The organism is Actinoplanes sp. NPDC051633 (assembly GCF_040681735.1).
GTDB lineage: Bacteria > Actinomycetota > Actinomycetes > Mycobacteriales > Micromonosporaceae > Actinoplanes.
The window spans coordinates 13,394-29,917 of the sequence record NZ_JBFAZH010000005.1 but is presented as its reverse complement, the minus strand read 5'-3'; the positions used below and the strand labels follow the sequence as shown (position 1 = coordinate 29,917).

Sequence of the window (16,524 nt, the reverse complement as noted above, 5' to 3'; positions counted from 1 at the left end):
CACCGTCCCGCCCGCGGGCTGCCGGCCGGGGGGCAGGACGCCCCCGCTCTCCGCCCGCCGCTACTGTACCCCCACCCGCGCGCGGACGACGCCGTGGGCGGGGGCGACGGCGCCCGCGCCGCCCGTGTCGCCGTGCGCCCAGATGCTCAGGTCGCCGTCGCGCAGCAGGGACGTCCCGACGCCGCGGCGGCGGAACCCGGGATGCACCACGAGCTCGCCCGACCCGTCCTCGACCTGGGCGACGCCGACCACTCGATCGTCGAAAGATGACAACAAGGTTACGCCGCCACCGTTGCGGACGCGCAGCACGGCGTCCTCGGAGAGCGGATAGACGCCGTCGGCGCGCTCGGCCTCGGCCGCGAGATCCAGGACGGCCTGGATCTCGGGATCGGTGAGCCGGTCCACCTGCCGGAGGACCGGCTCCGCGACCATGATCAGACCGGCAGCGAGACGGGCTCGTTGTCGGGGAGCTGGCGGCCGTTCGGCGGGACCACGAACTTGTAGCCCACCTGGCGCACGGTGCCGATCATCGATTCGTACTCCGAGCCGAGCTTGGCCCGCAGCCGCCGCACGTGCACGTCGACCGTGCGGGTGCCGCCGAAGTAGTCGTAGCCCCAGACCTCGCGCAGCAGCTGGTCGCGGGTGAAGACCCGGCCGGGGTGCTGGGCGAGGAACTTGAGCAGCTCGAACTCCTTGTACGTGAGGTCGAGCGGGCGGCCCTTGAGCTTGGCCGCGTACGTGTCCGGGTCGATGTTGAGCTCACCGGCCCGGATCGAACCGCCGGCGCCGGCGGTCGCGCTGCTCAGCCGGCCGACGCCCAGCCGCAGCCGCGCCTCGACCTCGGCGGGACCGGCGCTGGCCAGGATGACGTCGTCGACACCCCAGTCGGCGTTCAGCGCGATCAGACCGGCCTCGGTGACGACCGCGAGCAGCGGGACGCCCAGGCCGGTGGCGTGCAGCATGCGGCACGTCGCGCGTGCCTCCGAGAGCTCCGAGCGGGCGTCCACCATCACGGCGTCGGGGCTGGGCCCGGACACAAGGGTGCGGACGTCACGCGGAGCCGTGCGAACAGAATGGGGCAGGAGGTCCAACGCGGGCAGTACGGCCGAAGGCTCACCGGCACGTGCCGTCACGAGCAGAAGGATTTCCACACTCACCTCGATCCCCGCGGTCGTCACGGACGACCGCCGCCGGCGGAACAGTCCCGGCGTCACCGACGGGTGGGCTGGCATTACTTTAACTGATGCATCGCCGTCTTCACCTCGTCCGAACCACGCTGTGATGTTGCGAACGCCTCCCAGGTGGCCGGACGGCCGATCGGTAATCAGCTTTTTACCGGAGGGCCGTGGTCTGGCACCATCGCAGGCGTGTTCCCCTCCCTCCCGCAGGACGGCGACCGCGAATGGGACGAAGACGTCTCCCGCGAGATCGCCCGGTCGTCGCCGCGCGCGGCGTCCGGCGTCTATGGCGCGGTGCCCGACTCACCGCCCGAGGACAAGCCGGTCGAGGACCTCGAGGACGAGGAACACGAGATCCAGATCGTCCCGGTCCGGCCCCAGCTGTCGCTGGCGATCGCGGGCTTCGCCGCGCTGCTGTGCACGGCGCTCATCGTGGGTGCGCAGACCTCCAGCCCGGATTCGCGTACGCCCTACGGAATCGTCCTGTTCGGGGTGCAGCTGCTCTTCGTCCTGGCCTGGACCATGGCCATGCGCCCGCCCGTCCCCGCGCTGGTGGCCGGCGTCGGCGTGGTGGCCGGCGGCCTGGCCACGTACATGGCGGTCAGCACCGAAACCGCCCGGGTGACGCCGCTGTTCCTGATCGCGCTGGCCGGCGTCCTGGTGATCGTCGGCGGCCAGTTCGCCGCGCGGGTCGACCGGCTGCGGGTCCGCGACGCGCTGGGCTCGTCTGTGCTGATCGTCTTCGGTGTGGTCGCGACCGCGCTGCTGATCGTGCTGACCCGCCGCCCGGTCGGCACCCAGGCCGTGGTGGTCTGCCTGGCCGCGGCCGGCTTCGCGCTGATCGTCGCCCGGCTGATCGACGCGTTCTTCCCCAAGCCGCGGATCGCGCCGCAGGTGCCGCGCGGCGCGACCGGGATCATCGCCGGCGCGATGCTCGGCACACTGGGCGCCGCCGCGCTGGGCAGCGTGCTGGTGCTGCCGTTCACCCCGGCCAAGGGGGCGATCCTCGGGCTGGTCGCGGCCGGCATCGCCGTGCTCGTCGATCTGGCGATCAACTTCACCGAGGCGGGCCGGGCCTGGCCGGGGGAGGCGCCGACCTTCTGGGTGGCCCGGCACATGCAGGGGCCGCTGGGCGCGTTCGCGGCCGTGGCGCCGGCCGCGTACCTGCTCACGGTGTTCGTTTTGAGCTGAGGTGGACCGGGGCATATACGGTCCTCCCCGAAACGCCCTTTGAATGGAGGACCGGTGGCCGAGGTCTACGGGACACGTCCGCGTAAGCGCTGGGGCCGACGTCTGCTGGTCACCTTCCTCGTGCTGCTGATCATCCTCGCGATCATCCTGGTCGTGGCGGACCGCTTCGGCGCCTCGTACGCGGAGCGGGTGATCAGTGACCGCGTCGCCGAGCAGGTCGCCAACCAGGACGCCTCGTCCGCCAAGCCCGACGTGACCGTCGAGGGCATCCCGTTCCTCACCCAGGTGGCGGCCGGGAAGTACCAGGAGATCAAGATCCTGCTGCGCGACTTCAGCGGCCCGGCCGGCAACGGCAAGACGATCAAGATGCCGCTGCTCGACGTGCGGGCCAGGGACGTCCGGGCGCCGCTGGACACGCTGCGTACGCGGCAGGGCGACATCATCGCGACCACCGTCTCCGGCACCGGCACGATCGACTACGCGACGCTGGCCGATCTCAGCGGCGAGGCCGGCGTGAAGCTGGCCGAGAAGGGCGGGAAGCTGGCGGTCACCGCGCCGCTGACGATCCTCAACCAGAAGGTCACGATCAACGGGACGGCCGCCATCGAGGTGGCCGACGGCAACGTGGTCCGGGTGCGTTTCGAGGAGGTCACGGCCGAGGGACTGCCGGACGTCCCCCTGGTGGACACGGCGCTCAACAACTACGCCAAGTCGCTGGCGGTCGACCTCAAGATCCCGGCGCTGCCGCTCAAGCTCCAGGTGCAGAAGGTCCAGCCCACGCCCGCCGGCCTGGTGGTCACGGCGGGGGCGAAAGAGGTGCCGCTCAACGCCGGTGGCCTCTGAGCGGTGTGACGGCCGTCGCGTCCCGGATGGTGGTCGGCGGGGTTTCAGGTGTTGGAACCGCTGGTAGGGTCGGCCGCATGAGCCTGTTGCTCACCAAACGGCGCGCGGTCGACCTGTGCCGCGTGGCCGCCTGCCTGTGTCGCCCTGTCCTCTGACGGGGCCACTCGGCTGCTCTTTTTTCGCCCGGCAGTGGCGCCGTTCGCAACGCAATCGCTGATCCACCCGTTCGCTGGGGTCTGCGCGCGTGTGCGGGCCTCCCCCCTTGACCACTGAATTGGAGTGAATTAATGAGCCGCGACTCCGCGCTGGTCTCCGCCGATTGGGCAGAGAAGAATCTGGACACCCCCGGCATCGTCTTCGTCGAGGTCGACGAGGACACCACCGCCTACGACGGTGGCCACATCCCGGGCGCCATCAAGCTGGACTGGAAACAGGACCTGCAGGACCCGGTCCGCCGTGACTTCGTGAACCAGGAGCAGTTCGGCGCTCTGCTGTCCGAGCGGGGCATCTCGAACGACGACACGGTGGTCCTCTACGGCGGCAACAACAACTGGTTCGCGGCGTACGCGTACTGGTACTTCAAGCTCTACGGCCACGGTGACGTGAAGCTGCTCGACGGCGGCCGCAAGAAGTGGGAGCTCGAGGCCCGCACGTACACCAAGGACGTGCCGCAGCGCGCCAAGACCACCTACCAGGCCTCCGCTCCGGACCTGTCGATCCGCGCCTTCCGCGACGAGGTCGTGCAGGCGATCGGCGACAAGAACCTGGTCGACGTGCGCAGCCCCGACGAGTTCGCGGGCCGGCTGCTCGCCCCGGCGCACCTGCCGCAGGAGCAGTCGCAGCGCGGCGGGCACATCCCGACCGCGATCAACGTGCCGTGGAGCAAGGCGGCCAACGAGGACGGCACGTTCAAGTCCGACGAAGACCTGGCCAAGCTGTACGCCGAGGCGGGGCTGGACAACGGCAAGGACACGATCGCGTACTGCCGGATCGGCGAGCGCTCCTCGCACACCTGGTTCGTGCTCAAGGAGCTGCTCGGCAAGGAGAACGTGAAGAACTACGACGGCTCGTGGACCGAGTACGGCTCGCTGATCGGCGTGCCGATCGCCCTCGGCGACGAGCCCGGGAAGGCGTGACCATGACGACCGATCTTTCGGGGTGCGCGGCACCGGACCAGTCCGCGCCGCTGCCGGCGAGCGTCGACCTGCAGAAGGAAACCGTGATCACCGGCATCGTGAACAACTCCGCGGGCGAGGTGGTGGGCGGCGCGTACGTCCGGCTGCTGGACTCGAGCGGCGAGTTCACGGCCGAGGTGGTGACCTCGCCGCAGGGAGTGTTCCGCTTCTTCGCGGCGCCGGGCTCATGGACGTTGCGGGCGCTCTCCCGCCACGGCAACGGTGACCTGGTGGTCGACGCCACCCGCGGCGTGAACGAGGTAGGCCTCAAGGTCGCCGCCTGACCCACGCTCTGTTGACAACGGGCGGGACCCCTTCGGGGGTCCCGCCTTTGTCGTTCTTGGAGGTTGCAGGCGGACCTGCCGGGGAAGGTAGTCGTGGCGTCGTGTCACCATGGCTGCCGTGAGTGCGGGGGGACGGCGACGGCGGGTGTTGACTGCTGTTGTCGTCGTCTGGGTTCTTGTGGTTGGCGGGCTCGGGGTCTGGTCGGTTCGGCATGATGCCGCCACCGTGCCTGAGCAGCGCAGCATCGCCGACGCTCTGCCGGTGCTCGAGCAGGCCACCGGTGCCGTCTACGCCGCCGCCTTCGCCTCGGAGGATCGGGTCGTCGAGCTCGGGCGGCTGCTGGTGCGGCCCGGGTGCCGGCTCACGCCCGTGCGCGACGGGGTCGAGGCCGTTCGCGATGTCGTCGTCCACGTGAGCGCGGACGGTGCCCTCGAGGCTCTGCGGGAGATCGCCGCCGCGCTGCCCAAGGACTACGCGGCCGAGGCCGATGCCAACAGCGGCGGTCGGCGGGTCGGGCTGCAGGCGGACGCCGGTGGGTACGTGGCCATCGACGCCCGGGCGGACGCCGCCGCTGCGATGGTGCGGATCGAAGCCACCACCGGCTGCCGGCCCGCCGCCGACGTGCATGCGCCCGGGCCGGGCGAGGCCGAGCCGCCCGCATCGCTGCGGGCGGTGCTCACCGCCCTGGGCCGGCCTGGCGAGCGCGCGGCGGAGGTCACCGTCGCCTGCCCCGACGGCCAGGAGGGGCGCGCGTATTCGGTCGAGGCCGTGCCGGCACCCAAGGATCTCGGGGTGGCGCTGCGCGACGTGATCGGCGGCGCGACGGTGGTGCGCGGCGAGCAGGCCGGGTGGGCGTACCGGGCCGGCGGCGACTCGATCGCGGTGGTGCGGGACGGCGCGGGAACCGTCCGGGTCACCGCCGCCCTGCCCTGCGCTTAGGAAGTTTTATTTACAGCGATCGATATCCGGCGCTACGCTGCGCGCAGAACCGATCACGGTCGCGCAGATCCGATCACGGACGCGCATAGGAGGTCGTCATGCACCGTCGAACCTTCATCTCCGGCACCGCCGCCGCCTCGGTCGCCACCGCGCTCACCGTGGGCGAAGCGACCCCGGCGCGGGCCGCCGCTCCCGGCTATGTGGTGAACCGTTCGCCGCTGCGCCCCGACGCCTTCCTGCGACTTCCGCCCGGCGCGACCCGGGCGACCGGCTGGCTCGCGACGCAGCTCAACTACCAGCTCGACGGCATCAACGGCCGGATGACCGAGATCTCGCACTTCCTGCAGTACAACAACACCGGCTGGGTCAACCCGGGCCTCGGCGGTTGGGAGGAGCTGCCGTACTGGCTCAAGGGCTTCGGCAGCCTGGGCTACACCACCGGCAACAGCCGGGTGCTGACCGAGACGCAGCGCTGGATCAACGGCGTGCTGGCGACCCAGGCCGCCGACGGCTTCTTCGGGCCCAATTCGTTGCGTACGAGCCTGAACGGCGGCCCGGACTTCTGGCCGCACATGCCGATGCTGCACGCGATCCGGTCGCACGCCGAGTACACCGGCGACAGCCGCATCGTCCCGTTCCTGACCCGCTTCTTCCAGTACGTCAACTCGCGCCCGACCAGCGTCTTCAGCCAGAGCTGGGGCAGCTTCCGCTGGGCCGACACGCTCGAGGTGGTGTTCTGGACCTACAACCGCACCGGCGACGCGTTCCTGCTCGACCTGGCCCGCAAGATCCATCAGTACTCGGCGAACTACCAGAACAACCTGCCGACGCCGCACAATGTCAACCTCGCGCAGGGCTTCCGCGAGCCCGCCGTCTACTCCGTCCTGTCCGGCGACGTGGCGCACCGCCAGGCCAGCTACAACGTCTACGACACGATCATGAGCCGGTACGGGCAGTTCCCGGGCGGCGGCTTCGCCGGTGACGAGAACGTCCGCCCCGGCTTCGGCGACCCGCGCCAGGGCTTCGAGACGTGCGGGATCGTCGAGTTCATGGCGAGCCACGAGATGCTGTCCCGGATCACCGGCGACCCGGTGTGGGCGGACCGCACCGAGGACCTCGCGTTCAACTCACTGCCCGCAGCCCTCGACCCGCGCCAGCGCGGCATCCACTACGTGACCAGCGCGAACAGCATCGCGCTGCGGGACCGCGCGGGCAGCCAGGGACAGTTCCAGAACGGCTTTCCGATGCAGGCGTACATGCTCGGCATCGACAACTACCGGTGCTGCCCGCACAACTACGGGATGGGCTGGCCGTATTACGTCGAGGAGATGTGGGCGGCCACGCCGGACGGCGGGCTGGCCGCGGTGCTGCACGGGCCGTCGCGGGTCACGGCCAAGGTGGCCGCGGGTACGACGGTGACGGTCACCGCGGAGACGACCTATCCGTTCGGCGACACCATCACCTACACGGTCGGCACGCCCGCCGCGGTCGCCTTCCCGTTGCTGCTGCGCGTGCCGTCCTGGGCCTCGAACGCCTCGACCTCGGTCAACGGCGCTGCTGCGTCTGTGGTCCCCGGCAACTCGTACACTTCGATTTCGCGGACCTGGACCCACGGTGACCGCGTCGTGCTCCGCCTGCCCATGCAGGCCCGCACCCGCACCTGGAGCAGCAACCACAACGCCGTGTCGGTCGACCTCGGGGCGCTCACCTTCTCGCTGGCGATCACCGAGAACTGGTCGCGGATCGGCGGCTCGGAGACCTGGCCGACCAGCGCGGTAGGCCCCGGGTCGGCCTGGAACTACGGCCTCGAGCGGAACGGCTTCGCGGTGACCACCGGGCTCGGCAACGCCGGCGACCCGTTCACGCCGGCCAACGCCCCGATCCGCATCACCACCGGCGCCCGCAGGATCAAGGCGTGGACCGCCGACGTGGACGAGATCGTCACGCCGCTGCAGGACAGCCCCACGCCCTCGAGCGAGCCGCTGGAGACCGTGACGCTGATCCCGATGGGCGCGGCCCGGTTGCGGATCACCAGCTTCCCGCGGATCGGCCCAGGGCGTCCGTGGGTCGAGCCGGGCGTCGCCTTCCGGATCCAGAACCAGCATTCCGGCAAGGTCCTCGGCGTCGATCAGATGTCCACAGCCGACAGTGCGCGGGTGGTGCAGTTCGCCGACAGCGGCACGGCCGATCACCTCTGGCAGGTCGTCGACAACGGCGATGGGTGGGTACGCATCCGCAACGTCAACTCGGGCAAGGTGCTCGCCGTCGACGGAATGTCCACGGCCGACTCGGCGCAGGTGGTGCAGTTCGCCGACAACGGCACGGCCGACCATCTGTGGCAGGTGCTGGACAACGGCACCGGGTACGCCCGCATCCGCAACCAGCACTCCGGCAAGGTCCTCGGCGTGGCCGGCATGTCGACCGCCGACTCGGCCGGCGTGGTGCAGTACGCCGACAACGGCACCGCCGACCACAACTGGCGGTTCATCCCGGACGGCAGGGTCAAGCTGCAGGCCGTGCACTCCGGCAAGGTGCTGGCGATCCAGGACATGTCGACGGCGAACGGGGCCCAGCTCACCCAGTGGCCGCCGACCGGGACGGCCGACCACGGGTGGCGCTTCGTCGACTCCGGCGGCGGCTGGTTCCGGATCGTCAGCGAGTTCAACGGCAAGGTGGCCGACGTGGCCGGCGCGTCCACGGCCGACGGCGCGCGGGTCACGCAGTACGACTGGGCCGGCGGCCTGAACCAGCAGTGGCGGCTCGCCTGGGCCGGGCCCGGCGTGTTCGAGATCGTGGCCCGGCACAGCGGCAAGCTGCTGGAGGTCTCCGGTCAGTCCACCGCGGACGGCGCGATCGTCACGCAGTGGGCCGACCTCAACCTCGCGAACCAGCGGTGGAAGCTGGTTCAGTAGACGAGAGCCTGGGCGCCGTCGGCGGTGATCTCCTCCACGAAGACGGCGGCGCCCGCGATCCGGATGCCCGGCAGCACGTCCTCCGGCGTGATGCCGCGGCGCGCGGCGCACTGCGTGCACGCGGTCACCCGGCCGGCCTCCAGCAGGATGCCGAGCAGCTCGGGCAGCGGCGCGGCGTGCGGCAACTCGAACTCGGCGGCTCGATCGGGTAAGGCGAACCAGGTCGACTCGCCGGTCATCCAGAACGACACGTCCACGCCCGACGCGGCGGCCGTGCTGGCCACGGTGAAGGCTTGCGAGCAGCGTTCCGGGGCGTCGGCACCGGCGGTCGCCTTGACGACGAGTGAGCGAGGCATGCGGCTCAGCATAAGATGGCTTCCCGTGGTTACCGAGATCGGATTCGTGAGCCTTCTGGTCGCCGGGCTCGGCGCGCTGGCGGGCGGAGTGGGTTATCTGGCGATGCGGATTGCGAGGGGACGCTGGTGAGTTCCGACGCTGAGAGCCCGGTGGGTCCGCCGCCGTGGCTGAACGCGCCGCCGGTCGAGCCGTACCCGTACGAGGACACCTACGACCTGCGTAAGGGCCCCGACCTGCACCATGACCTGCTGGGGCTGCTGCCGTTCGTCGGCATGTGGCGCGGCCGTGGCCAGGGCGGTTTTCCGGCGCCGGAGGACTACAACTTCGCCCAGGAGATCACGATCAGCCACGACGGCCGGCCGTTCCTGCGCTACGAGTCGCGGGCCTGGCTGCTCGACGACGACTCGAACGCGATCGGCGAGTCGGTGCGCGAGCTGGGCTTCTGGCGGCCGACCGACAACGGCGACGGCATCGAGGCCACGATGATCACGCCCGACGGTGTGATGGAGCTCTACCTCGGCAAGGTGATCGGCACCACCCGGCTCGAGATGGAGACCGACGCGATCGTCCGGACTCCCACCGGTGCCGAGGTGACGGCCGGGCAACGCCTCTTCGGCATCGTCGAGGGCGCGCTGCTCTACGCCCATGAGATGGCTGCCGGTGGCCAGGGTCCCCACCCGCACCTTTCGGCCCGCTTGATCCGGGTCGGCGGATAACTCCGCGACATATGCTCGACGGGTGTCCTCCGCCACGCTCGCCGAAATGCTCAGGGAACGCGGCCTGCGGCTCACGCCGCAGCGCCAGCTGATCCTGGAGGCTGTCCACGAGCTCGGCCACTCCACGCCCGAGCAGGTGCACACCTACGTGCGGGAACGCGTGTCCGGGGTCAACATCACCACGGTCTACCGCACCCTCGAGCTGCTCGAGGAGCTGGGCCTGGTCAACCACACGCACCTGTCCCACGGCTCGCCGACCTACCACGCCGCCGGTGGGCACCAGCACGTCCACCTGGTCTGCCGGGGCTGCGGGCAGATCAGCGAGGTGGCCCCGTCGGTGATGCAGCCGGTCACCGATCGCCTGATGGCCGAGAAGGGCTTCCGGGTCGACGTGGGGCACGTCTCTTTGTTCGGGGAGTGCGCCGACTGCAAGGATCAACCATGACCACCGTTGCGATCGAGGACCTCACGCCCGAGTCGGCGGATGCCGGCGTCGCCGCGCACTACGGCGATCCGATGCGCGAGCAGCGGCTGCTGGAGACGGCGGCCGGCCTGGTCGACCGGTCCAACCGTGACGTGATCGCGGTGCCCGGCGAGGAGCGCGCGAGCTGGCTGCACACGCTGACGACGCAGCACCTGAGCGACCTGCGCGCCGGGCAGGCCAGTGAGCTGCTGGTGCTCTCGCCGCACGGGCACGTCGAGCACCACGCCTTCGTGACCGAGGACGGCACCACCGCGTGGCTCGACACCGAGCCGGGCGCGGGTGCCGGCCTGCTGCGATACCTCGAGATGATGCGCTTCTTCACCAAGGTCGAGCCGCGCGACGCGTCCGCTGAGATGGCGGTGTTCTCGCTCGTCGGGCCGGGCGCGGCCGACGTGATCCCGGGTCTGCCCGAGCCGCTGCTGAAAGAGGTGCCGGGCGCGAAGTTCGCCGCCGGGGAGATCGCGCCCGGGGCCACCGCCCTCTATGCGGTGCGTGATCTCGACGGTGTCCTCGCCCGCCGCGTGCCGCTGGGCATCGACCTGTTGGTCCCGCGGGGAAGGACGCTCGACCTGGACGTCCCGCGAGCCGGGCTGTGGGCGTACGAGGCCGTCCGCGTGGCCCACCGGATCCCGCGGCTGGGCTGGGAGACCGATCACAAGACGATCCCCGCCGAGGCCGGGTTCATGGCGTCCTCCGTGCACCTCGACAAGGGCTGTTACCGCGGCCAGGAGACGGTCGCCCGGGTGCACCACCTGGGCCGCCCGCCGCGCCGCCTGGTGCTGCTGCACCTCGACGGCGTGGCCACCGACCAGCCGCCGGTGCAGGGCACGCCGGTCGAGCTGGACGGGCGTCAGGTCGGCTTCGTCGGCACCGCGGTGCGCCACCACGAGCTGGGCATGATCGCCCTGGCCGTGGTGAAGCGGAACGTGGCCGACGACGCCCGGCTCCTGGTGGGGGAGTCCGCCGCGCAGATCGACCCGGCCGCATGAGCGGCACGCTGATCACCGTCGCCCCGACCGGCGCCGAGGTGAGCAAGACGTCCGTGCCGGCGCTGCCGGTGACGCTCGACGAGCTGGTCGCCACCGCCAAGGAGTGCGAGGCGCTGGGCGCCGCCATCATCCACGTGCACATCCGGGACGACGCCGCCGCGCCCACCCTCGACCAGGGCCGGCTGCGGGACACGGTCGCCGCGCTGCGGCAGTCCACCGACCTGATCGTGCAGCTCTCCTCGGGCGGCGCGGTGACCGACCCGGAGAGCGACCGGCTGGCCGTGCTGGACGCCCGGCCCGAGATGGCCTCCTGCACGATGGGCACGGTCAACTTCGGTGACGGCGTGTTCATGAACCGCTGGGAGTTCATCGTCGACCTGCACACCCGCATGCAGGAGCGGGGCGTCGTGCCGGAGTACGAGATCTTCGACCTGGGCCAGCTGACCACGCTGCAGCGGCTGCTCGACAAGCACGGGCTGCCGGCCGGCGGCCATGTGCACGTCGACCTGGTGATGGGCGTGCCCGGCGGGATGCCCGGCACGGCGGCCGCGCTGGTGGCCTGCGAGGCGGCGATCCGGGACCTTCCGGCGGGCACCACCTTCAGCGCCACGGGCATCGGCCGCAGCACGATCCCGGTCATGCTCGCCTCGCTGTCCGCAGGCGGGCATCTGCGGGTCGGGATGGAGGACACGGTCACCTACGCCAGGGGCCGCCCGGTGGAGTCGAACATGCAGCTCGTCGCCCGGGCGGTCGGCTTCGCCCAGCTCGCCCAGCGGCCACCGCTGACCCCGGCCGACGCTCGCACGCTGCTCGGCATCACCCGGAAATGATCGTCGCCGAGGTCGTCCGCTCGGGCTTCGTGGAGTCGGTGCACCACGGCTCGGTCGTCGTGCTGCCCACCGGGGAGTCCACCGGCGACGTCACCTCGCCGATGTTCCCGCGGTCGTCCAACAAGCCGTTGCAGACCGTCGGGATGCTGCGCGCCGGCCTGACCGTGCCGGACGGCGCCATGCTCGCGCTGATCAGCGGCAGCCACTACGGCGAGCCGTTCCACATCCGCATGGTTCACGAGATCCTGGCGAGCGTTGGCCTGACCACCGACGCGCTGCGGTGCCCGCCCGCGCTGCCGCTGGCCCCGAGCGGAAGCGGCCCCACACGGGTTTTGATGAACTGCTCCGGCAAACATGCCGGGATGCTCGCCACGTGTGTGCTCAACGACTGGCCGCTGGACACCTACCTCGACCCGAAGCATCCGCTGCAGGTCGCGCTCGCCGAGGCGGTGGCCGACCTGGCCGGCGAGCCGATCGCGATGACCGGCGTCGACGGCTGCGGCGCGCCGGTGTTCGGGTTCTCGCTGACCGGGCTGGCCCGCTCGTTCCAGCGGCTGGTGGAGGCCGAGCCCGGCAGCCATGAGCGGCGGGTGGCCGATGAGATGCGGACGCACCCCGAGCTGGTGGCCGGCGCAGGGGCGGACGACACGGTGCTGATGCGGGCGATGCCGGGGCTGCTGGCCAAGGGTGGTGCCGAGGGCGTGGTGGCGGTCGCCGTGCCCGGGGTGGGCGGCGTCGCACTCAAGATCCACGACGGCGGCATGCGCGCGCGTACCCCCGTGCTCCTCAGTGCCCTGCGCAAACTCGGCCTGGACCCGCCGCGGATGACTGAGCCCATCCTGGGCGGCGGCGAGCCGGTCGGCGAGGTCCGCTCGGTCTGGTGACCTGTTTCACGCTAGCTACAGCTAGCGTTTTGCTTGCAACAGCTAGCACTCCGAGCTACGGTCGAACGCATGGCCGACTCGAAGGATCTGCCCCAGGACATCGGGACTTTCATCCGTGACCTGCGGCAGACCGCGAAGATCTCGCTCCGGCAGCTCGCCGACAAGGCGGGCGTCAGCAACCCGTATCTGAGCCAGATCGAGCGCGGCCTGCGCAAGCCGAGCGCCGAGGTGCTGCAACAGATCGCCAGCGCCCTGCGCGTGTCGACCCCGGCGATGTATCTGCGGGCGGGCCTGCTGGACAGCGACGGCCAGCCGGGCGTGCTGGCGGCCATCGCGGCCGACCCGGAGCTCACCATCGCGCAGAAGCAGTCGCTGTCCCAGATCTACGAGACGTTCCGCAACGAGAACGCGCGGCACGCCCCGGCGACGACCGACGATCTGGCGGCCATGGACGACGAGACGGCGCCCGACCTCGACGAAGAGGCGGCGCTGCGAGCCGCGATCGCCAACGAGACCACCACCGTTACGGAGGAGAAAAGATGACCGAGCAGACCAAGACCCGTTTCCCGGCGCCGCTCTACGCCGCTGCCGGCGCGGGCGACCTGGCCTACCAGCAGCTGCGTAAGCTCCCGGCCCTGGTCGACGAGCTGAGCGTGCGGGTGAACGAGTTCAGCGAGCGCGCCGCCGCTTCGCTGAAGACGGCGAACGAGCAGGCCGGCAGCACCGCCGCGCAGCTGCGCGAGAAGGCCACCGCGACCGACTTCGACAAGCTCCGTGACGAGGCCGCCAGCGGCGCCGTCGCCTTCGCGCAGGTCGCGTCCGAGCGGGCCATCGCGGCGTACATCGCGCTGGTCGCCCGGGGCGAGCGCGTCGTGGGCACCGGTGTCGTCGAGGCCGCGGACGTGGTCAACGCCGACATCGAGGCCACCGAGGAGCCCAAGGCGATCGCCGCCGCCGCGACCGAGACCGCGAAGGCCGAGGGCGCCAAGCCCCGCAAGCGCGCGACCGGCACCAAGGTCACCCCGGCGAAGACCGCCCCGGTCAAGCGCACCCCGAACACCAAGTAAGTCTATCGGAGGCCCCGGCGGGGCTTGGGTTCTCCGCCCTTGCCGGAGGCTCAGCGGCCGGTTGCAGCACAGCCCCGGTACCTACTGGGGCCTCCGGCATAGACTTCACGTCATGGCCGCGCCGCTCTTCTACGACGATGTCGCGAGATTGATCTCGCTCGTCGTCCTCATCATGTCTCTGATCGTGCAGGCGATCGCGCTCATCCACTGCGTGACCCAGCGCGGCGACGGCTTCCAGGCCATCGGCACGCTGCCCAAGGGCGCCTGGCTGGCGATCCTGGCGGTCTGCTTCGTGCTCACCTTCTTCGGCGTCGGTGGCGGTGCGACCGGCATCTTCGGCCTCATCGGTGTGGCCGCGGCGCTGATCTACCTGCTGGACGTGCGGCAGGGCCTTCGTGACCTGACGGATGGCAAAGGCTTCTGGTGAGAGGTTTCCGCTGGCCGCCTCATCCGGACGGCGGGCCGCGGACCTGGGGACCGTCGCCGAGCGGTCCGCGCACGGGCCGGCCGACCCTTCCCCAGCCGCCGACCGAGATGATCGAGACCGGTTCCGGGGTACGCCTGGAGCAGCTGATCACCGGCGTCGGCAGCCCGGTCACCGTCTTCGCGCACGGCCTCGCCGGTGACATCACCGGCACCCGCCCGCTGGGCAGTGCGGTGGCCGGCCGGCGCGTCTTCTTCCACTTCCGCGGGCATGGCCGCTCGGGTGCGCCGCCCGGCCCCTGGACCTTCGGCGACCTGGCCGGTGACCTGCGTGCCGTGGCCGATCGGGCCGGCGCCACCCGGGCGGTCGGCGTCAGCATGGGCGCCGGTGCGCTGTGCCGCCTGCTGGCCGAGACGCCCGGCCGTTTCGAGCGCATCGTGCTCTACCTGCCCGCGCCGCTCGACGGCGTACGCCCACCGGCCGCGGTGACCCGGCTGCACAACCTCTTGGCGGCGCTCGAGTCGGGCGAGGCGGCGGCCATGGCCGAGGCGGTGGAGGCCGAGATGCCGCCGTCGGTGCGTAACACCCCGGCCGGCTGGGCGTACCTGCGTCAGCGCGTCGAGCAGTTGCTCGAGCACGGGATCGCGCCCACGCTCGACACGCTCTGGCAGGAGCCGGCCCTGCCCTCGCCGGAGAGCTTGCGGGCGGTCACCGCAGAAGTGCTGGTGATCGGTTGCGTCGGCGACGAGGTGCACCCGGTGTCCGTGGCCGAGCGGTTGGCCGGCGCATTTCCGCAGGCCGAGCTGCACGTCTACGACCGGCCCGCGGTGCTCTGGACCAACCGCCGGGAGCTGCGGGACCGCATCTCCACGTTCTTGAACGCGGCGAACCCGTAACTTTTCCGGTCCGCCAACCGGTGTTCCTGGCGTGCGGCTTTCCCCTAAATCCGTCTTTTTCGGTCTTGTGGCCCTCGGGCTGCCGATGGCCGTGACGATCGGCTGGACCCTCGGCGGCCCGGCCTCCACGCCGCAGCCCCCCTCCGCGGCCGCGCCCGGCGGCGCCGGCGCGCTCGGCGGCCCTGACCGGACCGGCAGCGGGAACGGCCCGGAGTCGCCCGTGAACGACGGCGGCCGCCCGCGGCCGTCGTCCTCAGCAGCGTCCGCGACCGCTGTCGTCCCTCGCGCGACGCTGGCCGCCACTACCTCCCCCACCGGGCTGCCGGCGGTGTCGATCCCGACTCTTCCGCCGCTCACCGACCCGCCCGTGCCCACGCCCACGGACATCAGCGAGCCGCCGACCCCGTCGCCCACCGAGTCGGCCGTGCCATCGACCGACCCGAGCACCGGCGGCATCGGAGCGGGCCTGATCCCCTGACATACCCTGTGCGGCATGCGCGCCGCGATCAGTCAGTTCTTCACCGGGGCCGGGCTGCTCGGCCGGGGTCTGGGCCTCGTCATGCGACAGCCGCGGCTGTTCGGCCTGGGCGTCCTGCCCGCGCTGATCTCGGGACTGCTCTACGCGGCCGCGCTGGTCACGCTGACCGTCTACATCGACGACCTGGCGCGAGGTGTCACCTGGTTCGCCGACGACTGGGCGGACGGCTGGCGTGACGCGCTGCAAATCTTCGCCGGGCTGGCCGTCCTCGGCGTGGCGGGCCTGCTCACCGTCCTGACCTTCACCGCGGTCACGCTGGTGATCGGCGATCCGTTCTACGAGAAGATCTCCGAGCTGGTCGAGGACCGCTTCGGCGGTGTGCGGGACGCGGTGGAGCTCGTCTGGTGGCGGTCGATGGGCCGCAGCCTGGTGGACGGCCTGCGAATGGTCGGGCTGAGCATCCTGCTCGGCATCCCGCTGCTGCTGCTCGGCTTCATCCCGGTGGTGGGCAACATCATCGGGCTGGCGCTCGGTGGCGCGGTCGGCGGCTGGCTGCTGGCGGTCGAGCTCACCGGGGTGCCGTTCCAGCGCCGCGGGCAGCGGTTGCGGCACCGGCGGGCGGAGTTGCGCAAGCAGCGCCCGCTGGCGATGGGCTTCGGCGTCGCGGTCTTCCTGACCTTCTTGATCCCGCTCGGCGCGGTCCTGCTGATGCCGGCCGCGGTCGCGGGCGGCGCCCTCCTCTCCCGCAAGGTCCTCCACCAGCCCACCGACATAGTGACGCTCCCCTCAAGCCTCTGACCCAGAAACCCGAAGTGGTAGCCCAGCCGCCTTTCCGACCCTCGGAAAGGCGGCTCGACTACCACTTTTCGCTTGCGC

21 protein-coding genes and 1 pseudogene are annotated in these 16,524 nt (G+C 71.2%); 19 read left to right on the top strand and 3 right to left on the bottom strand.

Going from position 1 to position 16,524, the window contains the following annotated elements; all coding sequences use genetic code 11:
- Positions 1-60 precede the first annotated feature (60 nt).
- Together AB0M20_RS00850 and AB0M20_RS00845 are read right to left on the bottom strand one after the other, a co-directional pair.
- On the bottom strand, positions 61-432 hold the full coding sequence (locus tag AB0M20_RS00850) for a hypothetical protein (RefSeq protein ID WP_364291553.1): 372 nt from the start codon (positions 430-432) through the stop codon (positions 61-63).
- 2 nt (positions 433-434) lie between these two features.
- The gene (locus tag AB0M20_RS00845; protein ID WP_364291550.1) at positions 435-1,157 is read right to left on the bottom strand and encodes a response regulator transcription factor; all 723 of its coding nucleotides are present in this window, start codon (positions 1,155-1,157) and stop codon (positions 435-437) included.
- Positions 1,158-1,367: 210 nt separating this feature from the next.
- Between AB0M20_RS00845 and AB0M20_RS00840 the strand changes: the two genes are divergently transcribed.
- The 7 genes from AB0M20_RS00840 (at position 1,368) to AB0M20_RS00810 (ending at position 8,523) form a co-directional block, all read left to right on the top strand.
- Positions 1,368-2,369: a hypothetical protein gene (locus AB0M20_RS00840; protein WP_364291547.1), complete on the top strand. Its 1,002-nt coding sequence runs from the start codon at positions 1,368-1,370 to the stop codon at positions 2,367-2,369.
- 54 nt (positions 2,370-2,423) lie between these two features.
- Complete coding sequence (locus AB0M20_RS00835; protein ID WP_364291544.1) at positions 2,424-3,212, top strand: DUF2993 domain-containing protein; 789 nt, start codon at positions 2,424-2,426, stop codon at positions 3,210-3,212.
- A gap of 26 nt (positions 3,213-3,238) precedes the next feature.
- Positions 3,239-3,367 (top strand): Ms5788A family Cys-rich leader peptide, encoded by a 129-nt coding sequence (locus tag AB0M20_RS00830; protein ID WP_364291559.1) that lies wholly within the window; start codon positions 3,239-3,241, stop codon positions 3,365-3,367.
- Positions 3,368-3,499: 132 nt separating this feature from the next.
- Entirely contained in the window at positions 3,500-4,348 is an 849-nt protein-coding gene (locus AB0M20_RS00825) for a sulfurtransferase (RefSeq protein WP_364291541.1), read from the top strand.
- 2 nt (positions 4,349-4,350) lie between these two features.
- Entirely contained in the window at positions 4,351-4,671 is a 321-nt protein-coding gene (locus tag AB0M20_RS00820) for a DUF1416 domain-containing protein (protein ID WP_364291538.1), read from the top strand.
- A gap of 226 nt (positions 4,672-4,897) precedes the next feature.
- Positions 4,898-5,611 carry a hypothetical protein gene (locus AB0M20_RS00815; protein ID WP_364291535.1) on the top strand — a complete coding sequence of 238 codons (714 nt, stop codon included), beginning with the start codon at positions 4,898-4,900 and terminating at the stop codon, positions 5,609-5,611.
- Between the two features lie 98 nt (positions 5,612-5,709).
- Positions 5,710-8,523: an RICIN domain-containing protein gene (locus AB0M20_RS00810; protein ID WP_364291532.1), complete on the top strand. Its 2,814-nt coding sequence runs from the start codon at positions 5,710-5,712 to the stop codon at positions 8,521-8,523.
- On the opposite strand, the gene AB0M20_RS00805 is transcribed toward AB0M20_RS00810, so the two are convergent.
- The gene (locus AB0M20_RS00805) at positions 8,517-8,891 is read right to left on the bottom strand and encodes a DsrE family protein (protein ID WP_364291529.1); all 375 of its coding nucleotides are present in this window, start codon (positions 8,889-8,891) and stop codon (positions 8,517-8,519) included. The two genes, AB0M20_RS00810 and AB0M20_RS00805, sit on opposite strands and share 7 nt — an antisense overlap.
- A gap of 13 nt (positions 8,892-8,904) precedes the next feature.
- Between AB0M20_RS00805 and mtfM the strand changes: the two genes are divergently transcribed.
- From mtfM to AB0M20_RS00745, 12 genes and pseudogenes are all read left to right on the top strand, one after another.
- Positions 8,905-9,009 (top strand): small membrane protein MtfM, encoded by a 105-nt coding sequence (mtfM, locus tag AB0M20_RS00800; RefSeq protein WP_364291526.1) that lies wholly within the window; start codon positions 8,905-8,907, stop codon positions 9,007-9,009.
- The gene (locus tag AB0M20_RS00795) at positions 9,006-9,596 is read left to right on the top strand and encodes an FABP family protein (RefSeq protein ID WP_364291523.1); all 591 of its coding nucleotides are present in this window, start codon (positions 9,006-9,008) and stop codon (positions 9,594-9,596) included. The genes mtfM and AB0M20_RS00795 overlap by 4 nt, the downstream gene beginning before the upstream one ends.
- Before the next feature lie 46 nt (positions 9,597-9,642).
- Positions 9,643-10,041: a transcriptional repressor gene (locus AB0M20_RS00790; protein WP_364291556.1), complete on the top strand. Its 399-nt coding sequence runs from the start codon at positions 9,643-9,645 to the stop codon at positions 10,039-10,041.
- Positions 10,038-11,069: a folate-binding protein gene (locus AB0M20_RS00785; RefSeq protein WP_364291520.1), complete on the top strand. Its 1,032-nt coding sequence runs from the start codon at positions 10,038-10,040 to the stop codon at positions 11,067-11,069. The genes AB0M20_RS00790 and AB0M20_RS00785 overlap by 4 nt, the downstream gene beginning before the upstream one ends.
- Positions 11,066-11,899: a 3-keto-5-aminohexanoate cleavage protein gene (locus tag AB0M20_RS00780; RefSeq protein ID WP_364291517.1), complete on the top strand. Its 834-nt coding sequence runs from the start codon at positions 11,066-11,068 to the stop codon at positions 11,897-11,899. Before AB0M20_RS00785 ends, AB0M20_RS00780 begins: the two co-directional genes overlap by 4 nt.
- Positions 11,896-12,783, top strand: coding sequence for an asparaginase (locus AB0M20_RS00775; RefSeq protein WP_364291514.1), 888 nt, complete (start codon positions 11,896-11,898; stop codon positions 12,781-12,783). Before AB0M20_RS00780 ends, AB0M20_RS00775 begins: the two co-directional genes overlap by 4 nt.
- A gap of 69 nt (positions 12,784-12,852) precedes the next feature.
- Positions 12,853-13,212: pseudogene (locus AB0M20_RS00770) on the top strand (helix-turn-helix domain-containing protein); the annotation flags it as partial.
- Positions 13,213-13,322: 110 nt separating this feature from the next.
- Entirely contained in the window at positions 13,323-13,850 is a 528-nt protein-coding gene (locus AB0M20_RS00765; RefSeq protein ID WP_364291511.1) for a hypothetical protein, read from the top strand.
- A gap of 112 nt (positions 13,851-13,962) precedes the next feature.
- Positions 13,963-14,277, top strand: coding sequence for a DUF2516 family protein (locus tag AB0M20_RS00760; protein ID WP_364291508.1), 315 nt, complete (start codon positions 13,963-13,965; stop codon positions 14,275-14,277).
- On the top strand, positions 14,274-15,170 hold the full coding sequence (locus AB0M20_RS00755) for an alpha/beta hydrolase (protein ID WP_364291506.1): 897 nt from the start codon (positions 14,274-14,276) through the stop codon (positions 15,168-15,170). The genes AB0M20_RS00760 and AB0M20_RS00755 overlap by 4 nt, the downstream gene beginning before the upstream one ends.
- An 85-nt stretch (positions 15,171-15,255) precedes the next feature.
- On the top strand, positions 15,256-15,648 hold the full coding sequence (locus tag AB0M20_RS00750) for a hypothetical protein (protein ID WP_364291503.1): 393 nt from the start codon (positions 15,256-15,258) through the stop codon (positions 15,646-15,648).
- 15 nt (positions 15,649-15,663) lie between these two features.
- Positions 15,664-16,446 carry an EI24 domain-containing protein gene (locus AB0M20_RS00745; protein WP_364291500.1) on the top strand — a complete coding sequence of 261 codons (783 nt, stop codon included), beginning with the start codon at positions 15,664-15,666 and terminating at the stop codon, positions 16,444-16,446.
- Positions 16,447-16,524 lie beyond the last annotated feature (78 nt).